Source organism: Arthrobacter sp. 10T413_2, assembly GCF_056394205.1.
In genome coordinates this window covers 21,393-39,364 of record NZ_JBFTHK010000023.1, presented here as the reverse complement: position 1 = coordinate 39,364, position 17,972 = coordinate 21,393, and the positions used below count along the sequence as shown (strand labels likewise).

The 17,972-nt window shown below is 66.5% G+C and carries 14 protein-coding genes; 10 read left to right on the top strand and 4 right to left on the bottom strand.

The features are described from left to right. Nucleotides 1-1,194 (bottom strand): aminopeptidase P family protein (locus AC1DBQ_RS06240; protein ID WP_476927680.1); only part of this gene is annotated, 1,194 nt, incomplete at its 3' end. A 50-nt stretch (nucleotides 1,195-1,244) separates the two neighbouring features. After that, nucleotides 1,245-2,789: a purine-cytosine permease family protein gene (locus tag AC1DBQ_RS06235; protein WP_476927679.1), complete on the bottom strand. Its 1,545-nt coding sequence runs from the start codon at nucleotides 2,787-2,789 to the stop codon at nucleotides 1,245-1,247. A 152-nt stretch (nucleotides 2,790-2,941) separates the two neighbouring features. On the opposite strand from AC1DBQ_RS06235, the gene AC1DBQ_RS06230 reads away from it, so the two are divergent. Further along, nucleotides 2,942-4,447 carry a PucR family transcriptional regulator gene (locus AC1DBQ_RS06230; RefSeq protein ID WP_476927678.1) on the top strand — a complete coding sequence of 502 codons (1,506 nt, stop codon included), beginning with the start codon at nucleotides 2,942-2,944 and terminating at the stop codon, nucleotides 4,445-4,447. Here AC1DBQ_RS06230 and AC1DBQ_RS06225 read toward each other — a convergent pair. Continuing rightward, nucleotides 4,444-5,115, bottom strand: coding sequence for a GntR family transcriptional regulator (locus AC1DBQ_RS06225; protein WP_476927677.1), 672 nt, complete (start codon nucleotides 5,113-5,115; stop codon nucleotides 4,444-4,446). The two genes, AC1DBQ_RS06230 and AC1DBQ_RS06225, sit on opposite strands and share 4 nt — an antisense overlap. Nucleotides 5,116-5,258: 143 nt before the next feature. Here AC1DBQ_RS06225 and glyA point away from each other — a divergent pair, with 143 nt between their 5' ends. Genes glyA through purU form a run of 7 tightly spaced genes read left to right on the top strand, consistent with a single transcriptional unit; the run spans nucleotide 5,259 to nucleotide 14,030 of the window. After that, the gene (glyA, locus tag AC1DBQ_RS06220) at nucleotides 5,259-6,599 is read left to right on the top strand and encodes a serine hydroxymethyltransferase (protein ID WP_476927676.1); all 1,341 of its coding nucleotides are present in this window, start codon (nucleotides 5,259-5,261) and stop codon (nucleotides 6,597-6,599) included. After that, on the top strand, nucleotides 6,596-7,816 hold the full coding sequence (locus AC1DBQ_RS06215) for a sarcosine oxidase subunit beta family protein (protein WP_116766460.1): 1,221 nt from the start codon (nucleotides 6,596-6,598) through the stop codon (nucleotides 7,814-7,816). Before glyA ends, AC1DBQ_RS06215 begins: the two co-directional genes overlap by 4 nt. A gap of 14 nt (nucleotides 7,817-7,830) precedes the next feature. Then, nucleotides 7,831-8,172 carry a sarcosine oxidase subunit delta gene (locus AC1DBQ_RS06210; protein WP_476927675.1) on the top strand — a complete coding sequence of 114 codons (342 nt, stop codon included), beginning with the start codon at nucleotides 7,831-7,833 and terminating at the stop codon, nucleotides 8,170-8,172. Then, a complete protein-coding gene (locus AC1DBQ_RS06205; RefSeq protein WP_476927674.1) occupies nucleotides 8,169-11,111 on the top strand; it encodes a sarcosine oxidase subunit alpha family protein in 2,943 nt (980 codons plus the stop codon). The genes AC1DBQ_RS06210 and AC1DBQ_RS06205 overlap by 4 nt, the downstream gene beginning before the upstream one ends. Then, on the top strand, nucleotides 11,104-11,739 hold the full coding sequence (locus AC1DBQ_RS06200; protein ID WP_476927673.1) for a sarcosine oxidase subunit gamma: 636 nt from the start codon (nucleotides 11,104-11,106) through the stop codon (nucleotides 11,737-11,739). The genes AC1DBQ_RS06205 and AC1DBQ_RS06200 overlap by 8 nt, the downstream gene beginning before the upstream one ends. Then, the gene (locus AC1DBQ_RS06195) at nucleotides 11,739-13,154 is read left to right on the top strand and encodes an L-serine ammonia-lyase (protein ID WP_344365261.1); all 1,416 of its coding nucleotides are present in this window, start codon (nucleotides 11,739-11,741) and stop codon (nucleotides 13,152-13,154) included. The genes AC1DBQ_RS06200 and AC1DBQ_RS06195 overlap by 1 nt, the downstream gene beginning before the upstream one ends. Before the next feature lie 3 nt (nucleotides 13,155-13,157). Next, nucleotides 13,158-14,030, top strand: a complete 873-nt coding sequence (gene purU, locus AC1DBQ_RS06190) for a formyltetrahydrofolate deformylase (protein ID WP_476927672.1) — start codon at nucleotides 13,158-13,160, stop codon at nucleotides 14,028-14,030. 88 nt (nucleotides 14,031-14,118) lie between these two features. Here purU and AC1DBQ_RS06185 read toward each other — a convergent pair whose 3' ends face one another. Then, nucleotides 14,119-15,048, bottom strand: coding sequence for a DUF4862 family protein (locus tag AC1DBQ_RS06185; protein ID WP_476927671.1), 930 nt, complete (start codon nucleotides 15,046-15,048; stop codon nucleotides 14,119-14,121). Nucleotides 15,049-15,259: 211 nt separating this feature from the next. On the opposite strand from AC1DBQ_RS06185, the gene AC1DBQ_RS06180 reads away from it, so the two are divergent. Beyond that, nucleotides 15,260-16,903 (top strand): ABC transporter substrate-binding protein, encoded by a 1,644-nt coding sequence (locus tag AC1DBQ_RS06180; protein WP_476927670.1) that lies wholly within the window; start codon nucleotides 15,260-15,262, stop codon nucleotides 16,901-16,903. 111 nt (nucleotides 16,904-17,014) lie between these two features. Beyond that, the gene (locus AC1DBQ_RS06175) at nucleotides 17,015-17,971 is read left to right on the top strand and encodes an ABC transporter permease (RefSeq protein WP_476927669.1); all 957 of its coding nucleotides are present in this window, start codon (nucleotides 17,015-17,017) and stop codon (nucleotides 17,969-17,971) included. The last annotated feature ends 1 nt before the right edge of the window (nucleotide 17,972 follow it).

The following is a 17,972-nucleotide window of genomic DNA, read 5'->3' as shown; positions in this document are numbered from 1 at the left end:
CTGGCCGACCACCAGGATGTCGTGCTCACGGTAGCCGCCGGCGCCGGGCTGGCCGTCCAGGACGGTGATCATGGGCTCCATGGACACCACCATGCCGGGCTCCAGCACGGTGTCGATGTCCTCGCGGAGTTCCAGTCCGGCTTCCCGGCCGTAGTAGTGGCTCAGGACGCCGAAGGAGTGGCCGTAGCCGAACGTCCGGTTGGCCAGCAGGCCGTGGCCCACGTAGATCTCGTTCAGCTCGGCGGCGATGTCCTTGCAGACGGCTCCGGGCTTGATGAGTTCGAGGCCGCGCTTGTGGACTTCCACGTTGATGTTCCACAGCTCCAGGGAGCGGGCGTCGGGTTCGCCGTAGAACAGGGTGCGCTCCAGTGCGGTGTAGTAGCCGGAGGTCATCGGGAAGCAGTTCAGGGACAGGATGTCGTGTTCCTGGATCTTCCGCGTGGTGGCCCAGTTGTGGGCGCCGTCGGTGTTGATGCCGGACTGGAACCATACCCAGGTGTCACGGATTTCCGAGTCCGGGAAGGTCCGGGCGATTTCGTGGACCATGGCCTCGGTGCCGATCAGGGCGACCTCGTACTCGGTGATGCCGGCGGTGATGGCGTTGCGGATGGCTTCGCCGCCCAGGTCCCCGATCCGGGCACCGTGCTTGATGACCTCGATCTCTTCGGCCGACTTGATCATCCGCTGGCGCATGGCGGCCTGTGCCACGTCCACGAGGGTGGCCCCGGCGAAGGCCGCCTGGATCTTGTTGCGGTTGTCCAGCGGGAGCGAATCGTCTTCGACGCCGAGCCGGCGGGGGTTGATGCCGCGGGTGCGGAGTGCTTCCTGGATGGCGAAGATGTAGTTGTCCCGGCGCCAGTCCGTGTAGACCACGTTGTCGCCGTAGCTGCGGCGCCACGGCATGCCCGCGTCGATGTTGGCCGTGACGGTCACGGTGTCGTCCTTGGTGACCACCATGGCGTAGGAGCGGCCGAAGTACGTGAAGAGGAAGTCGGAGTAGTACTTGATGGAGTGGTAGCTGGTCAGGACGACGGCGTCCAGGTCCTTCTCTGCCATGATCCGGCGCAGTCCGCCGAGCCGCCGCTCAAACTCGGCGTTCGAGAACGTCAGCTTTTCCTTCTGCCCGTTGTGCAGAACTTTCAGACGCTCCAGCTCGGAAATGTTTGATGCAGGGGCGGTGGTGGAGATTGTCACTGGTTATTCCTTTACGTGTGGATGGAGTTTAGGGTTGGCGCTGCCGGTTTTCAGGCGACCCGGGCCGGTTCCTGAACCGGGTGCTTGTCTTCGCAAGCGTCGCCGTGCTCGGCCAGCACCGCTTCTTCCTTCAGGTCGAGTCGGATGCCCAGGGGCACACCGGCCCGGATGCGCTTGCGGAAGCGCGGGTAGCCGAGGGCGAAATAGAGAACGGATGAGGTGACGGTTCCGGCGAGCCAGGAGAAGTCGACGCCGCCCATGGCCGTCGCGACGGGGCCCTGCAGGGCCGGGACTCCGCCGTACATGAACATCCAGGTCATCAGGATGCCGGCGAAGAAAGCGATGAATGCCGACGGGTTTACCGCCTTCAGCGCGGTCGTCTTCGAATCCGTGAACAGGTAGGAGAAGTCCTTGTGGTGGCGCTCGAAGATGAAGTAGTGGACCGCCATGATGCCACCCCAGGTGGCGACCCAGGCCACAATGGCGCCGAGCCAGGAGTCAAGGATCATTGCGAAGTCCTCGGCGAACATGAAGCCGATGACCGCGAACATGGACAGCACCCCCACAATGATCGACAGCTTGCGCCGGGAAATCTTGACGTCCAGCGCCTGGAAGGCGACGCCGAAGGTGTACAGGTTGATGATGTTGGTGGCAATTGGTCCATGGATGACCAAGAGGATGACCGGGATGGCGAGGCTGCCGAAGTTGGAGACAATCAGCTCACCGGGATCGGCCTGTCCGTTCTTGGTGGCGAGGCTGGCGCCGAGGATGCCGAGCCAGACGACGGGCAGGAACTGGCCAAGCACGCTGACCATGAACAACTTGGCAGGCTTGACTTTGCGACTGACGAAACGGGAGTAATCCGGCGCGTAGGTAAACCACCCGATCCCCCAGCCGATGCCAATGACGGTCATGATCGAGGACATTGCCGCGATACGCGGCAGCCCCTCCAATACGGCTCCGGCCGGTCCGGCGTAGCTCCAGTTGATGTCGAGCTGCGTCCAGGCCACGATCGACATGCCGACCAGGACCAAGATGGTGGGCGGCATGGTGATCCGCTCGAACTTGGAGATGGCACGGTATCCGCGGTAGCAGATGGCCACCTGGACGGTCATGATGACGGCGGCGACGATGATGCGCACCATGATGTTGCGCTCGTGGGGGTCGACCCAGCCGATCATGCCGAAGAGTGCAAGGATCAGGTCCAGGATGACCCAGGTGTTCACCGCTGACCAGCCGATGGCGATGGTGGCCTGGATTGCGGCCGGCAGGTAGGCCCCGCGGCGGCCAAACGCACCGCGGGCGAGCAGCATGCCGGTGGCTCCGGTCCGCTGGCCGAGGATAACAAAGAACCCGAAGCCGGCCATGCCGATGAGATTGCCGACGATCAGCACCAGAAGAGTGTCGCCCAAGCCAAGGCCGAGCTGGATGCCAAGGGCTCCGAGGATCCAGTTGATGGGAGCGACGTTGGCCCCTGCCCAGATCCAGAACTGTCCGGAAAGTTTGGTGGTCCGTGCGGATTCCGGGATGGGCTGCAAGACGTCTTCAACCTCGACGGTCGCCGCCTCGTGCGAGCTTTGTTGAGCTTGGTTCATGCTGTGTCTCAATTCACTACGTTGAATGCAGAACGGGAGTTCATCCAGCTTATGGGTGACCTAAGCCACAACATAGAGACATTATGCTTATACCGACCGTGTAATAGATGACTAAATGTCGCCCCAAAACACCACCTAGTAAACGAGCCCAAATGATTACGCTTGCAGAAGTACTCGCTTCCGCGCCCATGCTTGCCGCCGACCCGCTGCTCCGCAGCAACGTGCCCGGGACGCTGGAGAGGGCTGTCCGGTGGGTGCACTCCAGTGAGGTGCTCGAGATTGCCCCGCTCCTGCGCGGAGGGGAACTGCTGCTCTCCGGCGGGGAGACGCTGCTGGCGCTGGGCCCCAAGGAGCAGGAGGACTACATCCGCAGCCTTTCAGCACGGCATGTCGCGGCCCTGGCGTTGCAGACCGCCGGTCAGGCCGCCGCTTTGCCGGAGCTGCTGATAGCCGCGGCGGACCGGAGCGGCCTGCCTCTGATCGAACTGCGCTCGGTGGCACCTTTTGTGGACATCGCCGAGGCAGTCAACCGGCTGGTGGTCAATGAGCAGGCGGCCGCCCACCTGGTGGTCGACGACGCCTCCCGGCAGATCGCGCGCCAGATCACCGACCGTGGTCCCCACCTTCCCACCATCCTCGAGCTGCTGGCCACTGCACTGGAAGCGGAGGTCTCCCTCGTGGCCCCCGACGGAGTCCTCCTGGGCCACGCAGGCAATGCCGTCGACGACGCGGGCTCCCGGGCCATGGCCGGGATCGTGGTGGGCGGACAGCTTGCGGCACAGTTGACGCTCCGCTCCCGGTCGGATGATCCGCTGCTCCTGGAGCTCGCTGCCGACCGCCTGTCCGGCATCCTGGCACTGGCCCTCGCGCAGGCATTCCGTCCCACCCCGGCCCAAGTGGCCGACGCGCGGCTGCTGGAGTCTGTGATCGAGGGCGGCGACGCCGCAACCATCCGGCACCTGTGGCTGCAGGCAGGGCTCCAGCCCGGCCAGGCAGCGGTCGTGGCCGTCTTCCGCACAGAAAGCAGGGACGCCAATTTCTCCGCCGTGGAACGTGCACTGCACATGCGTGGAGTGCACGTGAAGTCCCACTTGTGGGACGGCGAACGCGCGGTGCTGCTCGCCCTGCCGCGGACAGGCGCAAGAGCGGCGCGCGAAGCGCTGATCCGGGCTGCGCGGGACGCCGTGGCCGGCTCGGACACCTGTGCCGCCTTCGGACCAAACGTGACCGAGGACTTCCGCGCGCACGACTCCTACATCGAGGCGCAGGAAGCCATGCGGCTTGGGACGCCCGCGGCGGGCGAGGTTGCTGATGCGATGGACCTCCTGGGGCGCCGCATCCTGGCCGCGGTCGCGGACCCGGCATTCATGGACTCTTATGTGGAGTCGGCGCTGGGGGAAGTGCTGGAGTGGGACCGAAAGCATGGCACTGCCCTATTGGACACCCTGCTGTGCTGGCTCGATTCCGGGTGCAATACGACGGCGTCGGCCGCTTTCTTGAACATTGAACGCCAGACGATGCACAAGCGGCTGAGCAAAATCCAGGCGCTTCTGGGCGGCGACGACCTGCGCACGTCCGGCAGGTTGCTTGGCATCCACATAGCCGCGGCGGCCGCCGCAGCGGGGCCGGCACCGCGCCAGCCGGGACGGACTCCCTAGAGCACCTTCCGGATGGTCTCTTCGAAGCTCGTGACGTGGTGCAGGGCGAGCTCGGCCGCCTTGTCCTCTTCCCCCGCGGCCACCGCCTTGAGCAACTCGACGTGCTCGGTGATGTGGCCACTGACTGAGGGCACCTTGTCCAGAACCAGGCACCAGATGCGGGTGGCCAGGTTGTCGTAGCGGATCAGCGTGTCTTCCAGATGGGGATTGCCGGCGGCGCGGTAGATCAGCCGGTGCACGGTGAGGTCGTAGCGCATGAGGTCGCGGGACTCCCCCGGGCTCGGGTCCAGCTCCGCAATGACGTCGGCGACGTGCAGCAGCTCCCGGCGCATGGCTGCGCTGGCCCGGGTGGCCGCGCGGCGCGCCGCCAGCGGTTCCAGCAATTCCCGGATCTCCGAGACGTCGGCCAGTTCCGTGAAGTCCACGCTGGTGGCAAAAGTTCCCCGGCGAGGATAGGAAACCACCAGGTGGTCCACCTCCAGGCGCTTGATCGCCTCGCGCACCGGAGTGCGGCCGAACCCGAGCTCGAGCGCGAGCTGGCCGTCATTGATGGGCTCGCCCGGCCGGATCTCAAGCATGATCAGCTTGTCGCGCAGCTGCCGGTACGCGGCCTCCGCCTGGGAGATGGCCTCGTCCTCTGCGGGCGGCAGGGCAGGAAGTGCATTCACGGCGCGGCTCCGTTCCTGGATTCTAAGCGGAAGCCCGGTTCCACTTGGCTTCAGCTATTGACTCTGTTGTGATCCCGATCATACCATTGACCCCACACTGATATATCAGTCACAGCAACAATGGTATTTCAAAAGGAGCATCCGTGGTTGAGCAATTGAACGAGCGACTTTCCGCAGTCGATCCCGAGGTCGAGCAGGCGGTGGCAAGGGAGCTGGAACGCCAGCAGTCCACCCTGGAGATGATTGCGTCCGAGAACTTCGCCCCCGCTGCAGTGATGGAGGCACAGGGCTCGGTCCTGACCAACAAGTACGCCGAGGGCTACCCGGGCAAGCGCTACTACGGCGGCTGCGAACACGTGGACGTGATCGAACAGCTCGCCATCGATCGGGTGAAGGCCCTGTTCGGCGCGGAAGCCGCGAACGTGCAGCCCCATTCGGGCGCCCAGGCCAATGCGGCCGCCATGTTCGCCCTCCTGGAACCGGGCGACACCATCATGGGACTCGCCTTGGCCCACGGCGGCCACCTCACCCACGGCATGCGCATCAACTTCTCCGGCAAGCTCTACAACGTGGTCCCGTATCACGTGAGCGAGCACAACCACCTGGTCGATATGGCCGAGGTCGAGGCCCTGGCGCTCGAGCACCGGCCCAAGATGATCGTTGCCGGGTGGTCCGCCTACTCACGGCAACTGGATTTCGCGGAGTTCCGGCGCATCGCCGACCTCGTGGGCGCCTACCTGATGGTCGACATGGCGCACTTCGCCGGCCTCGTGGCCGCGGGGCTGCACCCCAACCCCGTCCCCTACGCCGACGTCGTCACCACCACCACGCACAAGACCCTCGGCGGCCCGCGCGGCGGGGTCATCCTGAGCAAGGAGGAGTATGCGCGCAAGATCAACAGCGCCGTGTTCCCCGGCCAGCAGGGCGGCCCGCTGGAACACGTGATCGCGGCCAAGGCCGTGGCCTTCAAGATCGCGGCGTCCGCCGGGTTCAAGGAACGCCAGAACCGCACGCTCGAAGGGGCCAGGATTCTCGCCTCCCGGCTCCTGAAGGACGACGTCGCGGCCGCCGGGATCTCGGTGGTCAACGGCGGCACCGATGTGCACCTGGTCCTGGTGGACCTGCGGCACTCGGAACTGGACGGACAGCAGGCCGAGGACCGGCTGCACCGGATCGGCATCACCGTCAACCGCAACGCCGTCCCGTTCGACCCCCGCCCGCCGATGGTCTCCTCCGGGCTGCGGATCGGCACACCCGCCCTGGCCACCCGCGGCTTCGGTGCCGCGGAGTTCACCGAAGTGGCGGACATTATCGCCTCCGCCCTGACCGCGCAGGCCCCCGAGAACGAACTCAGCGACGAAACCGTCGTCGAACTGCGCGGGCGCGTCAGCGCCCTGGCCGCAAAATTCCCCCTCTACCCGCACCTTGGCACCAGCGCAGCGGCAACCGGGCTTGAAGCAGAACTGATTGGAGCAGCACAATGACCACCGAACACCTTCCGGAGCACCCGGACTTCCTCTGGCGCAATCCGGAACCCAAGTCCTCCTACGACGCCGTGATTGTGGGCGGCGGCGGCCACGGACTGGCCACGGCGTACTACCTGGCCAAGAACCATGGCATGACCAACATCGCCATCCTGGAAAAGGGCTGGCTCGCCGGCGGCAACATGGCCCGGAACACCACCATCATCCGCTCCAACTACCTCTGGGACGAGAGCGCGGCGATCTACGAGCACGCCCTGAAGCTCTGGGAAATCCTGCCGGAAGAACTCGAGTACGACTTCCTATTCAGCCAGCGCGGGGTCATGAACCTGGCCCACACCCTGGGCGACGTCCGCGAAAGCATCCGCCGGGTCGGGGCCAACAAGCTCAACGGCGTCGACGCCGAGTGGCTGGATCCGCAGCAGGTCAAGGAACTCTGCCCCATCCTGAACATCAACGACAACATCCGCTACCCGGTCATGGGTGCCACCTACCAGCCGCGCGCCGGCATCGCCAAGCACGACCACGTCGCGTGGGCGTTCGCCCGCAAATGCGACGAGCTCGGCGTCGACATCATCCAGAACTGCGAGGTCACGGGCTTCCTCAAGGACGGGAACCGGGTGGTGGGCGTCAAGACCAACCGCGGCACCATCCACACCGAAAAGGTCGGTCTCTGCGCCGCAGGACACAGCTCGGTGCTGGCGGAAATGGCCGGATTCCGGCTCCCCATCCAGTCCCACCCGCTCCAGGCGCTCGTCTCCGAACTCCACGAACCAGTCCACCCCACCGTGGTCATGTCGAACCACGTGCACGTCTACGTCTCCCAGGCACACAAGGGCGAGCTCGTCATGGGTGCCGGTGTGGACTCCTACAACGGCTACGGCCAGCGCGGCTCCTTCCACGTGATCGAACACCAGATGGCCGCCGCCGTCGAACTCTTCCCGATCTTCGCTCGGGCCCACGTGCTCCGGACCTGGGGCGGGATAGTCGACACCACCATGGATGCCTCCCCGATCGTGGGCACCACCCCGGTGGAGAACATGTTCGTCAACTGCGGCTGGGGAACCGGCGGCTTCAAGGGCACTCCGGCCGCCGGGCTGACCTTCGCGCACACCATCGCCACCGGAACACCGCACCAACTGAACAAGCCCTTTGCCCTCGAGCGCTTCGAAACCGGCGCCCTGATCGATGAACACGGCGCCGCCGCCGTGGCCCACTAGAAAGAGGTACGGACATGCTCCTGATTTCCTGCCCCAACTGCGGCCCCCGGGATGAGACCGAATTCCACTACGGCGGCCAGGCCCACGTGCCCTACCCCGAAAACCCGGCAGATCTCACCGACCGCGAATGGGCCGAGTACCTGTTCTACCGCGACAACACGAAGGGCGCTTTCGCCGAGCGCTGGCAGCACAGCACCGGCTGCCGGCAGTGGTTCAACATGCTCCGCGACACCGTCACCTACGACATCCAGGCCGTGTACCCGATGGGCCAAATGCGCCCTGACAAGGAAAACCCAGCCGCCGGGCCCACAGCCCCCACCGTCATCCCCGCTTCCCCGGAAGGAACACTCAAATGACCGCTCAGCCGCAGCCCGCGCGTCTTGGCACCGGCGGACGCATCGACCGCAGCGTCACCTGGCACTTCACCCTGGACGGCCGGGCGTACACCGGCCACCCCGGCGACACCCTCGCCTCCGCCCTCCTGGCCAACGGCCGGCACCGGACAGGCAACTCCCTCTACGAGGACCGGCCCCGCGGCATCATGTCCGCCGGCGTCGAGGAATCCAACGCCCTGGTCAAGATCGCCGCCCGGTTCCCGGGCCACGTGGCCGAATCCATGCTCCCCGCCACCACGGTGTCCCTCGTGGACGGGCTCAACGCCGAACTGCTTAGCGGCCTCGGCAAGCTGGACCCGGCCGAGGACCACGCCGAATACGACAAGAAGTACGTCCACACGGACGTCCTCGTGGTCGGCGGCGGCCCGGCGGGCCTCGCCGCGGCACGCGAAGCCGTCCGCTCCGGCGCCCGGGTCATCCTGATCGACGACCAGCCCGAACTCGGCGGATCGCTGCTGTCCGGATCCACCGACCCGGCCCTGACGGACACCATCGAAGGCCAGCCCGCCCTGGAATGGGTGGCCAATGTTGAAGCCGAACTGATCTCCGCGGCCGAGTGCACCGTGCTGAACCGCACCACGGCCTTCGGCTCCTACGACTCCAACTACGTCATCGCGGCCCAGAACCGGACGGACCACCTCCTGACCCCGGCCGCGCCCGGCGTGTCCCGCCAGCGGATCTGGCACATCCGCGCCGCCCAGGTCATCCTGGCTCCGGGCGCCCACGAACGACCCCTGGTCTTTGAAAACAACGACCGCCCCGGCATCATGCTCGCCTCCGCGGTCCGCAGCTACCTCAACCGCTACGCCGTCGCCGCCGGATCCCGGGTGGTCATCAGCACCACCAACGACAGCGCCTACGCCCTGGCCGCGGACCTCCGCGCCGCCGGCATCAAGGTCGAGGCCGTCGTCGATGCCCGTCCGCAGCTGAGCGAAACCGCCGCGGCAGCCGCCGCCGCCGGAACACGGGTGCTGATCGGCAGCGCCGTCGCCAACACCACCGGACAGGAACGCCTCCTCGGAGTGACCATCCGGAGCATCAACGACGCCGGCGAGCTCACCTCGGGCGTCGAACAGCTTGCATGCGATCTGCTCGCCGTCTCCGGCGGCTGGTCACCGGTGGTGCACCTGCACTCCCAGCGCCAGGGCAAACTCCGCTGGGACGAGGACCTCGCGGCCTTCGTCCCCAACAGCGTGGTTCCCGACCAGCAGGTGGCCGGCTCCGGCCGCGGCAGCTTCGATCTCGAGGACTGCGTGGCCGAGGGCATCTCCGCCGGTGCCGCGGCCGGCATCGCCGCCGGCTTCAGCTCCGCCGTCGAACCCGTCGCCCCTGCGGCGCCGCGCGCGTCCGCCCCGACCCGCCAGCTCTGGCTGGTTCCCGGGCAGCAGGGCGGCCCGGAGGACTGGCACCACCACTTCGTCGACTTCCAGCGCGACCAGTCGGTGGCCGACGTCCTGCGCTCCACCGGGGCCGGCATGCGTTCGGTGGAACACGTGAAGCGCTACACCTCGATCAGCACCGCCAACGACCAAGGCAAGACCTCCGGAGTGAACGCGATCGGCGTCATCGCCGCTGCGCTGAAGCACGGCGGCGGGGAAACGGCGGGTATTGGGGAAATCGGCACCACCGCGTACCGCGCCCCGTTCACCCCCGTGGCGTTCGCGGCCCTGGCCGGCCGCCAGCGCGGCGAACTCTTCGACCCCGCCCGCCTGACCTCCATCCACCCCTGGCATGTCGCCCAGGGAGCGCTCTTCGAGGACGTCGGGCAGTGGAAGCGGCCGTGGTACTACCCGCAGGATGGCGAGGACATGGACACCGCGGTCCTGCGCGAATGCGCGGCCGTCCGGGAGTCCGTGGGTTTCATGGACGCCACCACGCTGGGCAAGATCGAGATCCGCGGCAAGGACGCGGGCGAGTTCCTGAACCGCATCTACACCAACGCGTTCAAGAAGCTCGCCCCGGGCTCGGCCCGCTACGGCGTCATGTGCACCCCGGACGGGATGATCTTCGACGACGGCGTCACCTTGCGCCTGGACGAGGACCGCTTCTTCATGACCACCACCACCGGCGGCGCTGCCAAGGTGCTGGACTGGCTGGAGGAATGGCTGCAGACCGAATGGCCGGAACTGGACGTGCACTGCACCTCGGTCACGGAGCAGTGGTCCACGATCGCCGTCGTCGGTCCGAAATCCCGCGCCGTCGTGGCGAAGCTGGCACCGGAACTGGCGGCCGACGGCGGCCTGGAGGCCGAGGCCTTCCCGTTCATGACCTTCAAAGAAACCACTCTCGCCTCCGGCGTCCGGGCCCGGATCTGCCGGATCTCGTTCTCCGGTGAACTGGCCTACGAAATCAACGTCCCGTCCTGGTACGGGCTGAGCACCTGGGAAGCCGTGGCAGCGGCCGGTGCGGAGTTCAACATCACCCCGTACGGCACCGAAACCATGCACGTCCTGCGTGCCGAGAAGGGCTACCCGATCGTCGGCCAGGACACCGACGGGACCGTGACCCCGCAGGACGCCGGCATGGAATGGGTGGTCTCCAAGGTCAAGGACTTCATCGGCAAGCGCTCGTACACCCGCACGGACGCCGCCCGCACCGACCGGAAACACCTGGTCAGCGTCCTTCCCGTGGACGGCACCATCCGGCTCCCCGAAGGCACCCAGCTCGTGGAGCAGGGCATCACCGTCAACCCTGCCTACGGCCCCGTCCCCATGGAGGGGTTCGTGACCTCGAGCTACCACAGCGCCGCGCTGGGCCGATCGTTTGCCCTGGCCCTGATCAAGAACGGCCGCAACCGCATCGGCGAAACCCTGGTGGCTGCCGCCGGAGACGAACTCGTGGACGTTGTCGTCGCAGAAACCGTACTTTTTGACTCTGAAGGGACCCGCAAAGATGGCTGACACAGCAGCACTCGAAAATTCCAAGAAGATCCAGACCCTCCGGAAGAGTCCGGCAGCGCTCCTCGCCGCAGCTTTTGAAGCGGGATCCGTTGCGGGTGTCGTGGAGCTGCGCGAGGTGCCGTTCCTGACCATGGCGGGGCTGCGGGTCAATCCTGCCGGCGATGCCGGGCAGCGGCTGGGCGCCCTCACCGGCGGCCTGCCGGCCGCTTCCGGGCAGGTCCGCAACAGCGGCGACACCGCGGTGCTGTGGCTGGGTCCGGCAGAATTCCTGCTCGTGGCGCCCGCCGAATCCCACGCAAGCCTGGGCGGCGAGCTCCCCCGGACGCTCATCGAAGCACTGGGCGACGGCGAAGGCCAGGTGGTGGATCTCTCCGCCAACCGCACCACGCTCGAGCTCTCCGGTCCGCGGGCGCGGGCCGTGCTGGAAAAGGGCTGCGCCCTGGACCTGCACCCGCGCGTCCTGAAGGCCGGGACGGCCCTATCCACGGAAATCGGCGGCATCCCCGCCATTCTGTGGAAGACCGGGGAGGAGACCTACCGGATCTTCCCGCGGGCGTCCTTTGCGGAGTTCCTGGGCCGCTGGCTCCTGGACGCCATGCGCGAATTTGCGACTCCTGAGGTCCCCTGATGGCGCTCAGCGTCCTGGACCTGTTTTCTGTTGGCATCGGGCCGTCCTCCTCCCACACGGTCGGCCCGATGCGGGCGGCCAAGCGCTTTGCCGACGGACTGAAAAGCGACGGGCACCTGAGCTCGACGACGCGGGTGCAGGCCGAACTGTTCGGTTCGCTCGGTGCCACAGGCCGGGGGCACGGTTCGGACAAGGCCGTGGTCCTGGGCCTGCAGGGCCAGGACCCGGAGACCGTGGACACCGGCACTGCCGATGACCAGGTGGCGGCCGCGGCCCTGGATGCGGAACTGCGGATCGGCGGGGACCACCGGGTGGACTTCAACTGGGACGAGGACGTGGTCCTGCACCGCCGCAAGTCGCTGCCGGCCCACCCCAACGGCATGACCTTCCGGGCGCTGGACCACTCCGGGGCAGTGCTGAAGGAACGCAGCTACTACTCAATCGGCGGCGGTTTCGTCGTTGACGGCACCGCCCAGGGCGCCGACCAGGTGGTGGCCGACGACACCGTGCTGCCCTACCCCTTCAGCACGGCCGACGAGCTGCTGGAGATCTGCCGGCGCGAGCACATGTCCATCTCCGACGTCATGCTCGCCAACGAACTCGTCTGGCGCAGCGAGGCCGAGCTCCGGGAGAAGCTCCTGGCGCTGTGGGCGGTCATGCGCCAATGCGTGGACAACGGCTGCGCTGCCGAGGGAATCCTGCCCGGCGGGCTGAACGTCAAGCGGCGTGCCCCGTCCCTGTTCCGGACGCTGGCGGCTACCGCCGTCAGCGCCGAGACAGACGCCCGGACCCCGTCACTGGCTCAGGTGCCCGCCGACCCGCTGCTCGCCATGGAATGGGTGAACCTGTTCGCCCTGGCCGTCAACGAGGAAAACGCCGCGGGCGGCAGGATCGTCACGGCCCCCACCAACGGCGCCGCCGGAATCGTGCCGGCCGTGCTGCACTATTACGTCAAGTTCGTCCCCGGAGCCGACGACGACGGCGTCATCCGCTTCCTCCTGGCGGCGGCCGCCGTCGGGATCCTGTTCAAGATCAACGCCTCGATCTCCGGGGCAGAGGTCGGCTGCCAGGGTGAAGTGGGATCGGCGTGTTCCATGGCGGCGGCGGGATTGTGCGAAGTGCTGGGCGGCACCCCGGAACAGGTGGAAAACGCCGCCGAAGTGGGGATCGAACACAACCTTGGCCTGACCTGCGATCCCGTCGGCGGGCTGGTGCAGATCCCCTGCATCGAACGCAACGCCATCGCCAGTGTCAAAGCCATCAACGCCGCCCGCCTGTGCCTCCACGGCGACGGCAGCCACAAAGTCTCGCTGGATAAGGCGATAAAGACCATGCGTGAAACAGGAGCGGACATGAAAACCAAGTACAAGGAGACCTCCCGCGGAGGCCTCGCCGTGAACGTCGTGGAGTGCTGAACCGTGGATACATCAAATAGCAGCCCGCCTGAATACGTTCTGACACTCGATTGCCCGGAAACGCGCGGCATCGTCCACGCCGTGTCGGGATTCCTGCTGGAACAGGGCTGCGACATCCTGGAAAGCAAGCAATTCGATTCGCAGCCGGACGACCACTTCTTCATGCGGATCCATTTTGCCTCGGCCGGGGAACCGGCCACCCTGGAGTCGCTGAGCGACGCTTTCGTGCCGGTAGCCGAAAAATTCGGCATGCACTGGGAGTTGCGCGGGCAGGGGACCAAGCGGCGGGTCCTGATCATGGTCTCGAAATTCGAGCACTGCCTCAACGATCTGCTGTTCCGGGCCCGCATCGGCGAGCTGCCCATCGACATCGTCGGTGTCGCCTCGAACCATCCGGACCACCGGGGCATCGTGGAATGGCACGGGATCCCTTTTTCCCACATTCCCGTCACGGCGGAGACCAAGGCGGTGGCCGAGGACGAACTCTTGAAACTGGTGGACGGCCTGGACGTCGAGCTCGTGGTGCTGGCCCGTTACATGCAGGTCCTCAGCGACAACCTCACGCGCCGGCTGGATGGCCGCGCCATCAACATCCATCACTCCTTCCTTCCCAGCTTCAAGGGCGCGAAGCCCTACCACCAGGCGCACGCCCGGGGTGTGAAGACAGTCGGCGCCACCGCCCACTACGTCAACGCGGAGCTGGACGAAGGGCCGATCATCGCCCAGCAGGTCGTGGAAGTGGATCACACCTACGGGCCCGACGAACTCGTGGCTGCCGGACGCGATACCGAGTGCAAGGCACTCTCCAATGCCGTCCGCTGGCACTGCGAGGGGCGCGTCTTCCTCCAGGGCAACCGGACAGTCGTCCTGCGCTAAATCCTGCGCTAAATTCAGTGCCGCGCCGGGTCCCGGTGCGCGGCCGCCCGGTGCCCGCCTGGCCTGCCCCCTCGCGTGCGGGGGCAGATCAGGCGGTGCGGGGCAGGTCAGGAACGGCCGGGACGTTCGCCGCCATCAGCGCGCACATCTGGCGCAGCAACGACGCGCGTTCCTCGGCCGACACGGCGTCCTGCGGGAGCCCGACCTTGAAGCCCGTGATCGGCAGTTCGCCGGCGGCGCTCAGGCACCGGGCGATTTCCCGGGCGTTGAGCAACGAACTTACCGGTGCTCCCTCGACCTCGACGGCAGGGAGGTGGGCATCAATCCAGGGATAGCCGAATTCCGTCGCTTCGCCGGAGCAGCCGGAGAACATCAGGCCGCTGAGAACCCCCGCATCGCGGGCATAGGCGATGTGCTCCGCTGCCGTGCGGCTCTGCCGGGTCTCGATAACGGACCGCGCCCAGTTCACGAGCATGCCAATCCCGTACCCCCGGTCTTTGAGCGAACGGACGACGTCGATCTCCGCCTGGATGGACAGGAACCCCTTTTCGGGATCCCGCCCCTGCCGGGGAGCGTCGCAGTGTTCCACCACGAGGGACGTGCCGGACCAGTCCCAGTCGAGGATCTCCGCCAGGGACTCCGCGAAGGCCGGCGCCGCGCCCCGCCACGGCGGCGCTGAGTGCAGCGCCACCGCCTCCACCGGATGTCCTTGATCCCGCAGCACGGTGACGTACTCCCTGACCCCCGCCGTGAAGTCAACGGCCGCCCGCCGCCCCTCCGGGTCCACCGACGCGAGTCCGAAGTGCCGGTCCAGGCCCACCCTTTGCATGGTTCCCGGAATCGCCGTGACCACGGCCGACCACCCGGCGGGAGCTCCGGCCGGCCAGGGATCGCCGCCGGTTGCCCGGTAGGGAACCTCAAGGCCGCGGATAGCCGGGATCTGCGCTATCGCTTCGAAAAACTGCCTTTGTGTGAAGCCCTCCGGCTGGGCGGGATAGGCGCCGACGATCAGTGACATGATTCTCTCCTTTGGTTGGAAACGCGGACCGGGTCCGGCTCCGGAACTCACAGCAAGGCGACGTCACGGCCCAGCCGGAGGCTCTCTCCCGGGCCTTCCCGCAGTCGCATCCGTCACCGCTTGACGGGCCGGTGTGATGGCCCTTACAGTTTTCCCTACAAGCATCGGACGTCCTACATCCGATAAATATACTCGAATGGTGAGGCAATTTATGAGCAAGACAACAAAGAACTTGCCGCTGGTCAATGACGCCAGCCGCCGGAGCTTCCTCAAGCTGTCGGGCGCGCTGGGCGTGGCCGCGGCTTTCACCACTTCCCTGTCTGCGTGCGGCGGGGCCGCCAGCACGACGGCGGGAGCGGCAGCCAACACCGCTCCGATCAACAAGGACCTCATCATCGAGGCAGGCATCTCCTACGCCCTGTCCACCGGCTTTGACCCGCTGTCCAGCTCCGGGGCAACTCCGCTGGCGGCCAACCTGCACGTCTACGAGGGCCTGGTGGAACTCCACCCCGCCACCCGCGAGCCGTACAACGCCCTCGCCGCCGCCGACCCCAAAATGGTCAACCCCACCACGTACCAGGCGACCCTGCGCGACGCCGCCAAGTTCCACAACGGCACCCCGGTCACCGCCGAGGACGTCGTCTTCTCCTTCACCCGCGTCATGGACCCGGCCAACAAGTCGCTGTTCTCGCAGTTCATCCCGTTCATCAAGGACGTCAAGGCGCTTGACGCAAAGACTGTCGAGTTCTCGCTGAAGTATGCCTTCCCGGCCTTCCCCTCGCGCATTTCGGTCGTCAAGATCGTGCCCAAGGCACTCGCCAACTTCCCGCTCGGCTCCGACCAGCTCAAGGCGTTCGATGCCAAGCCCGTCGGCTCCGGCCCGTACAAACTGATCTCCGCCGTCAAGGACGACAAGATCGTGTTCGAGGCGAACCCCGACTACAACGGTCCGATGCCCGCCCTCGCCAAGGGCATGACCTGGCTGCTGCTCTCCGACGCCGCCGCCCGCGTCACGGCGATGCAGTCCGGCCGCGTACAGGCGATCGAGGACGTCCCGTACCTGGACATCGAGGGGCTGAAGTCCAAGGCTACGGTCGAATCCGTCCAGTCCTTCGGCATGCTGTTCCTGATGTTCAACTGCGCCAAGGCCCCGTTCGACAACAAGCTGGTCCGCCAGGCCCTGCACTACGGCCTGGACAAGGACTCCATCATCAAGAAGGCCCTGTTCGGCAACGCCAAAGCCTCCAGCTCCTACTTCCAGGAAGGTCACCCGGACTACGTCAAGGCCAAGAACGTCTACGGCTACGACCCCCAGAAGGCCGCGGACCTGCTGAAGCAGGCCGGCGTCACCAACCTGGAATTCGAGCTCCTGACCACCGACACGGCATGGGTCAAGGATGTGGCCCCGCTGATGCTCGAATCCTGGAACAAGATCCCCGGCGTCAAGGTCACGCTGAAGAACCTCCAGTCCGGCGCGTTGTACACGGACCGGGTGGGCAAGGCCGATTTCTCGGTCGTCGCCGCCCCGGGCGATCCCTCCGTCTTCGGAAACGACGCCGATCTGCTGCTGAGCTGGTTCTACGCCGGCGACACCTGGATGAAGGGCCGGGCCTACTGGGCCGCCACGCCGGAACGCGCGAGGCTCGTTGACCTCATGGCAAAGGCCGGTCAGTCAGCCCCGGCAGATGCGAAGAAATTGACCGGCGATATTGTGGATCTGGTGTCCGAAGAGCTCCCGCTCTACCCGGTCTTCCACCGCCAGCTTCCCAGCGCCTGGGATGCCAGGAAGCTCAGCGGCTTCAAGCCGCTGCCCACCACGGGTGTCGGCTTCGTCGGCGTCGGCCGCACCGCCTGATTCCTCCCCCACCGCCGGTCCGGACGGGTCCCCCACCCGTCCGGACCGGCATGTTTTGCCACCCGTGCCGGCTGAGGCCGGGACAACCTTCCACGAATTCCGGAGACAACATTGGTCACAATATTGCGCCTGCTGGGCCGCAGGCTTGCGGCGCTGCCCCTAATGATCCTGGGGATTACCCTGCTGGTGTTCCTTGTCCTGCAGGCCGCCCCCGGTGACCAGGCGAGCAGCGCCCTCGGCGACGGAGCCAGCGAGGAAGCCAAGGAACAGTACCGCCAGAGCAACGGGCTCAATGATCCCCTGGTCCTGCAGTATTTCCGGTTCCTGGGCAAGCTGCTCCAGTTCGACCTCGGCGTCACCACGCCGCCGGCGAAATCAGTGGCGGCCATGATCGCGGCGGCCTTCCCCCTGACCCTTCAGCTGACCTTCCTCGGCGTGCTGATCGCCGTCGTGGTGTCCCTGCCGCTCGGGATCGCCGGCGCACTGTACCGGGACAAGTGGCCGGACCAGATGGTCCGGGTCTTCTCGATCGCCGCAGTCGCAACGCCGTCGTTCTGGCTCGGCATCCTGCTCATCCAGTGGTTCGCGCTCGGCACCGACCCCGCCTTCCCCTCCGGCGGCATCGCGGCGCCGGAATCGGGCTTCGGCGGGTGGCTGAACTCGATGACGCTCCCGGCCCTGGCCCTCGGCATTCCGGTCGCGGCCTCGCTGATCCGCGTGGTCCGCACCTCGATGGTCGAGGAACTGGACCGCGACTACGTCCGCACCGCCGTCGGCAACGGCGTCCCCTACTGGGAGGTCGTTTCGCGGAACGTGCTCCGCAACGCCCTGGTCACCCCGGTGACTGTGCTGGGGCTGCGGATCGGCTACCTCCTGGGCGGCGCCGTCGTCATCGAAATGATCTTTGCCCTGCCCGGCATGGGCCAGCTGATCCTCAACGGCATCACCAACCTCGACGTCAACCTGGTGCAGGGCGTGGTCCTGACCATCTCCGTCACCTTCGTGCTGGTGAACATCGCCGTCGACCTTCTGTACCTGCTCATCAACCCCCGAATCAGGACGGTCTGAC

Excerpts from the sequence above, each read along its gene's own strand:
- AC1DBQ_RS06205 (WP_476927674.1), top strand. The coding sequence starts at position 8,169 with ATGACCGCTCAGCCGCAGCCCGCGCGTCTTGGCACCGGCGGACGCATC.
- AC1DBQ_RS06230 (WP_476927678.1), top strand. The coding sequence starts at position 2,942 with ATGATTACGCTTGCAGAAGTACTCGCTTCCGCGCCCATGCTTGCCGCC.
- AC1DBQ_RS06235 (WP_476927679.1), bottom strand. The coding sequence starts at position 2,789 with ATGAACCAAGCTCAACAAAGCTCGCACGAGGCGGCGACCGTCGAGGTT.
- AC1DBQ_RS06210 (WP_476927675.1), top strand. The coding sequence starts at position 7,831 with ATGCTCCTGATTTCCTGCCCCAACTGCGGCCCCCGGGATGAGACCGAA.
- AC1DBQ_RS06195 (WP_344365261.1), top strand. The coding sequence starts at position 11,739 with ATGGCGCTCAGCGTCCTGGACCTGTTTTCTGTTGGCATCGGGCCGTCC.
- AC1DBQ_RS06180 (WP_476927670.1), top strand. The coding sequence starts at position 15,260 with ATGAGCAAGACAACAAAGAACTTGCCGCTGGTCAATGACGCCAGCCGC.
- AC1DBQ_RS06215 (WP_116766460.1), top strand. The coding sequence starts at position 6,596 with ATGACCACCGAACACCTTCCGGAGCACCCGGACTTCCTCTGGCGCAAT.
- AC1DBQ_RS06200 (WP_476927673.1), top strand. The coding sequence starts at position 11,104 with ATGGCTGACACAGCAGCACTCGAAAATTCCAAGAAGATCCAGACCCTC.
- AC1DBQ_RS06185 (WP_476927671.1), bottom strand. The coding sequence starts at position 15,048 with ATGTCACTGATCGTCGGCGCCTATCCCGCCCAGCCGGAGGGCTTCACA.